Annotated in this window: 5 protein-coding genes; 3 read left to right on the plus strand and 2 right to left on the minus strand. The window is 56.6% G+C overall.

The features are described from left to right. Positions 1–2,780: TonB-dependent receptor domain-containing protein (locus ACIQ5B_RS09050; RefSeq protein WP_397598724.1), on the plus strand; the 2,780-nt coding region annotated here is incomplete at its 5' end. A 155-nt stretch (positions 2,781–2,935) separates the two neighbouring features. On the opposite strand, the gene ACIQ5B_RS09055 is transcribed toward ACIQ5B_RS09050, so the two are convergent. Next, the gene (locus ACIQ5B_RS09055) at positions 2,936–3,952 is read right to left on the minus strand and encodes a hypothetical protein (protein WP_397598725.1); all 1,017 of its coding nucleotides are present in this window, start codon (positions 3,950–3,952) and stop codon (positions 2,936–2,938) included. Positions 3,953–4,002: 50 nt separating this feature from the next. On the opposite strand from ACIQ5B_RS09055, the gene ACIQ5B_RS09060 reads away from it, so the two are divergent. After that, positions 4,003–5,187 carry an aspartyl/asparaginyl beta-hydroxylase domain-containing protein gene (locus tag ACIQ5B_RS09060; protein ID WP_397598726.1) on the plus strand — a complete coding sequence of 395 codons (1,185 nt, stop codon included), beginning with the start codon at positions 4,003–4,005 and terminating at the stop codon, positions 5,185–5,187. An 82-nt stretch (positions 5,188–5,269) separates the two neighbouring features. Next, complete coding sequence (locus tag ACIQ5B_RS09065) at positions 5,270–5,587, plus strand: hypothetical protein (RefSeq protein WP_397598727.1); 318 nt, start codon at positions 5,270–5,272, stop codon at positions 5,585–5,587. Between the two features lie 64 nt (positions 5,588–5,651). Here ACIQ5B_RS09065 and clpB read toward each other — a convergent pair whose 3' ends face one another. Beyond that, on the minus strand, positions 5,652–8,228 hold the full coding sequence (gene clpB / locus ACIQ5B_RS09070; RefSeq protein WP_397598728.1) for an ATP-dependent chaperone ClpB: 2,577 nt from the start codon (positions 8,226–8,228) through the stop codon (positions 5,652–5,654). Between the last annotated feature and the right edge of the window lie 213 nt (positions 8,229–8,441).

The following is an 8,441-nucleotide window of genomic DNA, read 5'->3' on the forward strand; positions in this document are numbered from 1 at the left end:
TCGATTTGAACAACATTCCGCTCGCTTTGGTTGAGCGCGTTGACGTTCTTACCGGTGGCGCATCGACCACTTATGGCGCTGACGCCGTTGGTGGTGTTGTTAACTTCATTCTGAAGAATGATTTCTCCGGCATGGAAGCCCAATCTTCTTACCAGATCACAGAAAAAGGTGACGGTGATGTTTTCCGCGCTGACGTAACAATCGGTGCGAACTTCGACGATGGTCGCGGTAACGCCGTATTTGGCGTTGGTTACCAGCAAGCTGATCCAGTATATCAAGGTGCGCGCGATGTTTCGCTAACCACCATTGAAACCTATGCTGGTACAGCGCTGGGTTCAGGCACAGCATATCCCTCGCGTTTCTCGGGCGGTCGTCTGGTTAGCGGTACGGGCAATGGCGGTACAAACCAGATCAACGAAGCGGGTCAGCTCGTTCCGACCTTCTCGACGTTTAACTTCAACCCATATAACGTCTTCCAGACACCGTTCGAACGTTTCAACATGTTCGGTCAAGCGCGTTACGAAGTCAGCGATGCGATTGAAGTATATTCGCGCGGGCTGTTCTCAAAGAACACTGTAAACACGATCATCGCACCATCAGGCGCGTTCAGCATCGGCGTGAACATTCCTTTGAACAACCCGTTCTTGCCTGCTGCTATGCGTAACCAGTTCTGCGCATTCGACGTTAACCCAAGCGCTTCGGTTTATACCCCACGCTTTTCACAAGCTCAGTGCGATGCCGCGGCTAACCCAAGCTTGCGTCCTGGACAGGCTGGTTATCTTGAAATCGGTACCGGTGGCGCGTCTGCAACTGCAACGACGTCGGGCAACGGTCTTGCTGTATTGCAAGCATGGCAGCCATTCGACGTTAATGGCAACGGCGTGGTCGAAGCTGGTGAAGGTTACAACCCTAACCCGCAGTCACTTTTTGCCCGTCGCGCAATCGAAGCTGGTCCACGTATTTCAGAATATGTGACGACCGTATTCGATTACCGTTTGGGTGCCCGCGGTTCGATCACTGACTCAATCGACTGGGATATCTCGGGTGCCTATGGCCAAAGCGAGAACATTCAGACGATTAAGGGTTATACCTTGAACTCGCGTTTCCGTCAGTCGCTTCGTGCGGGCGGAACGGCTGCAGCTCCAGTTTGCTTCGACGCATCAAATGGATGCGTTGCCGCAAACGTCTTTGGCACCATTCAGCCGGAAGCAATTCCGTTCTTGGTCCAGGAAAGCACCAGCTTTACGAAAACCTCGCTTGCACAAGTCAAGGGAACCATCAACGGCGATGCCGGCTTTACCAGCCCATTTGCTGAAGATTCCGTGGCATTTGCAGTCGGCGGTGAGTATCGTAAATATACTGCCCGTCAGGGCGCTGACGCGCTTGCCAAGGGCGGCGATCTCGGCGGTGCCGGCGGAGCGACGCCAGATATTTCTGGTGGCTTCGACGTGTATGAAGGCTTTGGCGAACTTGTTGTGCCACTGGTTAGCGACAAGCCATTCGTGAACAGCCTGACTGTTGAAGGCGGCCTTCGCTATTCGTCGTACACAGTCGACGCACCAGGTAACCCATCGTACAACACCACAACCTTTAAGGCTGGTGGTACTTGGGAGCCAACCGACGGTCTCGCAATTCGTGGTAACTTTGCACGTGCCGTTCGCGCACCGAACATTGGCGAACTGTTCTCGCCAGTGAACACTGGATTGACCAACCTTGGTACCGATCCATGTGCGACGTTGACGACGGCTGGCGCTGTTTTGCCAGGACGTCCAGCAACGGGCCCAACCGGTGAACTTCGTGCCGTCTGCTTGGCGCAAGGTGCCAACTTGGGCAACATCAACTCGATTCCACAGCCTAACGCAGGTCAGGTGAACTCGACTGGTGGCGGTAACGTTAACATTAAGCCTGAAAAGTCGAACAGCTTCACCATTGGTGCGATCTTCCAGCCAGCCAGAATCCCTGGTTTCACTGCGTCGATCGATTATTACAACATCAAGGTAACGGGTGCGATTTCGTCCCCGACCCCTGGTGACGTAATTGCGGCTTGCTTTGGTACGAACGTATTCAGCCCAGCAGCAGGCGCATCGACATCTGCTGCTTGTACCAGCATTCGTCGTAGCCCAGCCGATGGCAGCTTGAGCGGCGATCCGAGCACTTTCACTGGTCTGCCTTCGGTTCTGTCGAACGCGGGTTCCATTGAAACTGACGGCATCGACTTGATCATGAACTACAAGACTGATCTGACCGACAAAATCGCTTTGGCTTTGTCGTTCAACGGTAACTACACGTTCAAATCGACGTTCAACGCGTTCGTGCTCAACCCTGAATCGGTCAATCGTGATTGCACCGGCTATTTCAGCTCGAACTGTGGTTCACTGCAGCCAGACTTCTCATGGTCGCAGCGTACAACATTGTCGTACGGCAAGATCGATGTGTCGTTGTTGTGGCGTCACCTGTCAGCGATGGAGCAAGAGCCACTTGACGTGATTGACGGCGGCGCGTTCTTCAACGGAACGATCGGTTCGTCGGTCTTGGGCGTTGGCGGCCGGACGGTTAACTTCGGCAAGATCAAGGCATATGATTACTTTGATCTGTCGACGCGTCTCAATGTCACCGAAAATCTGACGTTCACCGCTTCGGTGCAGAACTTGCTGGACAAGGATCCACCATTGACCGGTAACAACGCTGGATCGACATCGTACAACAGCGGCAACACCTTCCCGTCGACATATGACGCGCTGGGTCGTCGCTATGCTGTAACGGCAAAGCTGCGCTTCTAATTTGAAGAGCATATAATGAAACAAGGGGGCGGGCAGCAATGTCCGCCCCTTTTGTATTGTGACGGCACGCTAAGCCATGAGCCAGGCCAAGACCTGCATGACTGCGTAATGTTGGTTTGGGTAATGTCCCGCCCTAAGTGGCTAGGCAGCGCGCTTCAAAAACGAAGCGCGTGTTCCAACGTCAGTGGGATGTTGGCAGATTGGGCAACGGCTTCGGCCCAAACCACAACCTTTTCAATTTCGTCGCCATGCGCCGTTTGCGCCAATGCATATTCCGCGCGTCGGTCCTCTGTCCGGAAGCTGCCGCCGAACTTGCTATGCGTGCCGAACGCAGGATGCGCATCATTCGCAGCAGCATGTTCGCCCAGCCCAAAGTGGGACGCTGCAGCGACAAGGGCCCTGCCGGGATTGGCAGTCAGCCTTTCACTGTCCAGCGTTGCGATGCGTTCCGCTCCGAACTTGAGCGTCATGCTATGAAACAGCTTTTGCTGTGCCAGCCAACCCACCGCGGCGACTTGCAAATCGGTCTGCCGGAAAAAATCTCCGGGCTCAAAACCAAGATCAACGATGCCGTCGGTAATTTGGCCTTCCAATAATTCGCGGCACCATAGCCGGCACCAAAGCCCCTTGCGGGCCACGGACAAAAGAAACACCGAAAGTGGCGCATACAGAATGATGGCTTTGCTTGTCGGCCGCATGGCAAGCGATGCCGGGGCAAGGGCATTAAACACATTGGACGGCTTCACAACAACCGCCAGATCGTCGCCAAATGGACGTGCGAGCATGCCCAGTGCATCGCGCAACCGTTCGCCGACCGCAGTGGGTGGCGCGCCGCGACGGCGAAAGCCGACAATGTCGTTCAACAACACGGGTTCCTTCAGACCCATAGATAGGCCCGGCAGATCAAATCCGTTGGCGAACATGGTCGATGCACAAAAGGCGGAATGCAAAATAAAATGCAGGCTGGCGTCGTCCGTGCGGCCCGTTGTCGCTTCGCGGCGCGATAGGACCATCGGGCTTGGTTCCACGCCAAGATATTCATCGGTGAGGAAAGTGGCGGTGTTGTGCGTTGAACGGCTGACATGCCGCATATGAAATGCATCTGCAGACGCATCATAGCGGTGCGCAAGCCATGCGCCGTCGTTCAATATCTCGCTATTATTATGCGTCATAACTTCATGGACCTTGCCGTTTCTAACGGTAAATGGCAAGCATTCGCCATATGAACGAGACCGCACCACCGGCCGAAGCGGCCAGACTGAACAGCGAAGGTATGCTTGCACTGCGGGCCGGAAGCTATGCTGAGGCGGAGCGCCTGTTCGTGGCCGCAACGACGCATGACATGATGTCGAGCGCGCTTTGGCGAAATGTTGCCACTGCACGGCGCGCGCAGGGCGATGACACAGGGGAAATGCAGGCGCTGGACGCGGCAATCAGCATCGACCGCCGGGATTTCATGGGCTGGCTCCGCAAGGCCGAATTGCATGAACGTACGGGTGAAAAGGCCGAAGCGCTGGTCGCTTGGAGCGGCGTGCTCCAAATGGCGGCGCATGCATCAGACCTATCTCCTGATATTGCCGCCGCACTGCACAGGGGGCAGGCGTTTGTTTCGCAAGCGACACTCCAGATCGCGGACGCGGTTAGCATGGAACTGGCGCCATTATCTGCGGCCATGGATGAAACAGAGCTGCGCCGCAGCAAGGCATTTGTCGATGTGGCGCTGGGCCGCCGACGAACCTATGTGAACACATGCGACGGCCTATATTACCCCTTCCTTCCGGCGGACGAATTTTTCGACAGGCATCATTTCCCATGGATGCCGGCTATTGAGGCTGCGACAGACGAAATACGCCAAGAATTGGAGGCGCTGCTTGCCGATCCCGGCGACGCGTTGCGGCCTTATGTCCGGATGGATTCGGGCGTCCCCGAAAATAAATGGTCAGCGCTTGACCAGTCGCTTGCCTGGGGCGCATGCTTTTTGTGGGAATATGGGCAGCCCAATAAAGCCGTTTTAGACCGCTGCCCGCGTACAGCCGCGGCCTTGGCCAGCTTACCGACGACAACGCTTCCGGATCGTGCACCCAGCGCGTTTTTCTCAATATTGAAGCCGCATACCCGAATTCCGCCACATACAGGGGTGACCAATACCCGTGCGATTGTGCATTTGCCGCTGATCGTGCCAGAGAAATGCGGCTTCCGCGTTGGGGGCGAAACCCGCGAATGGAAAGTGGGAACGGCTTTTGCCTTTGATGATACCATCGAACATGAAGCGTGGAACGATAGCGATCACAATCGTGCGGTTCTTATCTTTGATGTGTGGAACCCCCATTTAACCGTTACTGAACAAAATGTTATCGCCCGTTATTATGCTGCGGCTGACGCAACAGGCTTTAAAATCACGCATTAAGTTAATTGATTTTTTCCTCTTTACTTGCACTGATAAGCGCCTGTGTTACTTGCACCGCGCCTCTCAACGGAGAAACATGCACATGCGACCAATTCTATTCACAGCCTTAACCATTGGCATCATGACCTCGGCTTTGGCGCAGGCGCCGGCGTCTGCGCCTGTAGCGGCTCCAGCATCTGCATCGACATCGCAGGACGGTAAATTGGCCAAAGCCTCTGACAAAACCGCTTCCGATGCAGACCAAGCCGTTCGGTGCCGCACTGTTCGTGTGACGGGTTCACTGGTGAAAAAGGGCAAGGTTTGCAAAACGCTTGCGCAGTGGCGCCAGATGACAGAGTCCGGCAATGAACTCGCCCGCCGTTTGGTCGAGGATGGAACTTCACGCCCCAGCGGTCAGTGATTCTTCCTTCGCAGATGAAATGGCGGATTTGAATCGTGGAAGCTCAAAAGCTGCCTCATGACTCTTACACCGCCAACTTCAACGCCCCATCCCCTTCCTCGACCTTAACCGTGGAGCCGTCGGGCACTTCGCCGCGCAGCAGCAAATCCGCCAGCGGATCCTGCAAATATCGCTGAATAGCGCGCTTGAGCGGGCGTGCGCCATATACGGGGTCGTAACCCACGCGGCCAAGCCACGCCTTTGCCTCTTCGGATAAAGCGAGCGTGATCTTGCGATCCTTCAGCAGCTTTTGCACGCGTTGCACCTGAATCTCGACAATCGGTGCCATGTGATTGGCGCCAAGACGGTGGAATAGGATGACCTCGTCGAGGCGGTTGAGGAATTCGGGCCGGAAATGGCCCCGCACGATTTCCATCACTTGCGGTTCGACCTCTTTCACGTCCTGACCATCTTCCAACGCGGCGAGATGCTGGCTGCCCAGATTGGAGGTGAGGATGATGAGCGTGTTTGAAAAGTCCACCGTGCGGCCCTGACCATCGGTGAGGCGGCCATCATCGAGTACCTGAAGCAGGATGTTGAAGACGTCGGAGTGCGCTTTTTCGACCTCGTCGAACAACACCACTTGATAGGGCCGACGCCGGACAGCCTCGGTCAGGACACCGCCTTCTTCATATCCGACATAGCCCGGAGGCGCACCGACCAGCCGCGATACGCTGTGCTTTTCCATGAATTCGGACATATCGATGCGGACCATCGCATTGTCGTCATCGAACAGAAATGATGCGAGCGCCTTGGTCAGTTCGGTTTTACCCACGCCCGTGGGGCCCAGGAACAGGAAGGATCCAAGCGGCCTGTTGGGGTCCTGAAGCCCTGCGCGGCTGCGGCGCACGGCCTTGGATACAGCGGCCACGGCATCTTGCTGCCCGATCACCCGCGCGCCAATCAGTTGCTCCATATTGAGCAACTTGTCGCGCTCGCCCTCAAGCATCTTGTCGACAGGAATGCCTGTCCAGCGGCTGACGACGCTGGCGATATCCTGCGCGGTCACTTCTTCACGCAGCATGGCGTTACCTGCCGCTGATTCTGCTTCGGACAATTGCCGCTCAAGGCCCGGGATCGCGCCATATTGCAGCTCGCCCGCCTTGGCGAGATCGCCCGAACGCTGCGCCTGTTCAAGCTCGATCCGCGCGGTGTCGAGCTGCTCCTTGATCTTCGCCTCTGCCGAAATCTTGTCTTTTTCCGCCTGCCAGCGTTGCGTCAGTTCGGATGATTGCTGCTCCAGATTGGCAAGTTCATTCTCAAGCGTGGCCAAACGGTCTTTCGACGCGGCATCGCTTTCCTTGCCAAGCGCCTCACGCTCGATTTTCAGCTGAATGATACGCCGGTCGAGCGTCTCGATGTCTTCGGGCTTGGATTCCACTTCCATGCGGAGCCGCGACGCGGCTTCGTCCATCAGGTCGATGGCTTTATCGGGCAGGAAACGGTCGGCAATATAGCGGTGCGATAATGTCGCGGCGCTCACCAACGCGCCATCGGTGATCCGCACGCCATGGTGCAGTTCATATTTCTCTTTCAACCCGCGCAGGATCGAAATCGTATCTTCGACCGTGGGTTCACCGACGAACACGGGCTGGAACCGGCGCTGCAATGCGGGGTCTTTTTCGACATGCTTTTGATATTCATCGAGCGTCGTCGCGCCGATGCAGTGCAATTCGCCGCGCGACAAAGCGGGTTTGATGAGGTTCGCCGCGTCCATCGCGCCTTCGCCTTTGCCTGCACCGACGAGCGTGTGCATTTCGTCGATGAACAGGATGATGTCACCTTCGGCTTGCTTGACCTCATCAAGCACACCCTTCAGCCGCTCTTCAAACTCGCCGCGATATTTCGCGCCGGCAATCAACGCGCCCATGTCGAGTGACAAGAGCTTGCGGCCTTTCAGGCTGTCTGGCACGTCACCATTGGCAATGCGCAGCGCCAGTCCTTCGGCAATGGCCGTTTTGCCGACGCCGGGTTCGCCGATGAGAACAGGGTTGTTCTTCGTGCGCCGCGCAAGAATTTGAATGGTGCGGCGGATTTCTTCGTCACGGCCGATGACAGGGTCAAGCTTACCCGCCCGGGCCACTTCCGTCAGGTCACGCGCGAATTTCTTCAGCGCATCATAACGGTCCTCCGCGCCAGCGGTGTCGGCGGAGCGGCCACCACGCAGCGCATTAATCGCGGCATTCAGACCCTCTGCTGTGACAGCAGCATTGGCCAAGGCCTTCCCTGCGGTCGTGGTTGAGGCCAGTGCAAGCGCGAGCAACAAACGCTCGACCGTCACATAGCTGTCGCCAGCCTTTTGTGCGACCTGTTCGGCGGAATCGAGAACACGCACGGCGTCATTATCAAGCCCCGGCGTCTGCTGCGCACCGCCGCCGGATACGGCAGGCACCTTCGCCAGCGCTGCATCGGTTTCGCGCAAGGCAGTCGCGGCATCGCCACCAGCCGCCTTGATAAGGCCCGACGCCATGCCTTGTTCGTCTTCCAGCAAGGCTTTGAGGAGATGCTCAGGCCCAATACGCTGATGGCTCATACGAATGGCCACGGTCTGCGCGCTTTGCAGAAAACCCTTGGCCCGGTCGGTGAATTTCTCGAGGTTCATGCGCTATTTCCTAAATGTCGATGGAGCCTTTGTGGACAAAGGCCCCATCCCTATTCAGAATGTAGTGCGCCATTTCTGCAACACAAGTGCTGCGGCCATTCGCCGGAAATGCGCCGCCGCCGATATTATTTCCAGTTGCGGGCAAGCGCGTCTAGCAATTGCACGCCCCAGCCCGATGCGCCCTTTGGCGTCACTGGCCCAGACCTATCCGCC

The sequence above is a fragment of the Sphingorhabdus sp. genome (assembly GCF_044374345.1).
GTDB lineage: Bacteria > Pseudomonadota > Alphaproteobacteria > Sphingomonadales > Sphingomonadaceae > Sphingorhabdus_B.